The organism is Streptomyces sp. NPDC054932, from assembly GCF_053610205.1.
Genome location: NZ_JBSGXU010000076.1, coordinates 34,371 through 35,687, shown reverse-complemented (window position 1 = coordinate 35,687; position 1,317 = coordinate 34,371). Strand labels below are relative to the sequence as shown.

The 1,317-nt window shown below is 75.9% G+C and carries 1 protein-coding gene; it reads left to right on the top strand.

The window, feature by feature from the left end:
- The coding region (locus ACWGE1_RS21365; protein ID WP_453422068.1) for an AMP-binding protein at positions 1-1,317 on the top strand (1,317 nt) is incomplete at both ends.

Genomic DNA, 1,317 nt, shown 5'->3' with positions numbered 1-1,317 from the left:
GTTGCTGGACACGATGCTGGCCGGCTTCGAAGCCGAAGGCAGGGCCGAGGACCCGGCCGAGGGCGTCCACCGGGCCGGATCCGGCGGCCCGGCGACCGGCCCGGCCACCGGCCCGGCGACCGGATCTCCTGTCGCGCCGGCGCAGCCCGACCCGGCCGTACCGGATCCGGCGGTCCCCGGGCTCACCGTCGTGGACGCCTTCCGTGCCCAGGCGGCCCGCACCCCCGACGCGCCTGCGCTCGACGGGCCCGAGGGCGTGGTCACGTACGCCGAACTCGACCGGCGCTCCGACGCCGTCGCGGCCGGGCTCCGGTGGCGCGGAGTGGGCCGCGAGGACCTGGTGGGGCTGGTCGTCGACCGGACGAGCGCCGGAGTGTGCGCCCTGTGGGGCATCCTCAAGGCGGGCGCCGCCTACGTGCCGCTCGACCCCGGTCATCCCGGTGTACGGATCAGAGAGATCCTCCAGGGAGCCGGCGCCGGTCTCTGCCTGACCCGACGGCAGCTGGTCGAGGAACTCGCCCCCTTCGTACCGGGCACCCTGCTCGCAGTCGAAGACCTGGCCGAGTGGGCCCCGGCCCCGGAGGCCGACCCGGAGGACGCCCGCGCGGTCCCCGCCGCAGCTGAAGTACGGCCCGCAGACCTCGCGTACGTCATCCACACCTCCGGTTCCACCGGCCGCCCCAAGGGCGTGCAGATCGAGCACGGAAGCCTCATGGGATTCGTCCGCTGGATGACCGGCGTCTGCCGGGTCACCGGTCGCACCCGCTTCGGCTTCGCCTCCTCCTACGCCTTCGACATCTCGTGCTTCCCCCTCTTCCTGCCGCTGCTCGCCGGCGGGACGGCCGTCCTCGCCCCCGGCGCGCCCTCACCCGCCGCCCTGCGCGCACTCGTCGCCGAACACGGCGCGGACACCCTCGCGCTCACGCCCTCCCACCTCGCCCTCCTCGGCGCCGCGGGCAGCGGACCCGTGCACGGCCTGCGCACCCTGCTCCTGGGCGGCGAGCCCCTCACCCCCACCGCCGTACGGTCCGCACACGCCGCTTTCGGGGCTGACTGCCATGTGGTCAACGCGTACGGACCCACCGAGGCGACCGTCGCCGTGCTCGCCCACACCGTGAACGGGGCCGAGACCGGCGCCACCGTCCCGATCGGCCTCCCCGGTCCGTACGCCCGGGTCGAGCTCGTCACCGAGGACGGTGACACCATCGGCAGCGGACCGGGCGACACCGGCCGCACCGGCGAGATCGTCGTGCGCGGGCTCCAGGTGGCCCCCGGCGACCGGGGGGCGGCCGACGGCCGGCCGGCACCCGGCACCCC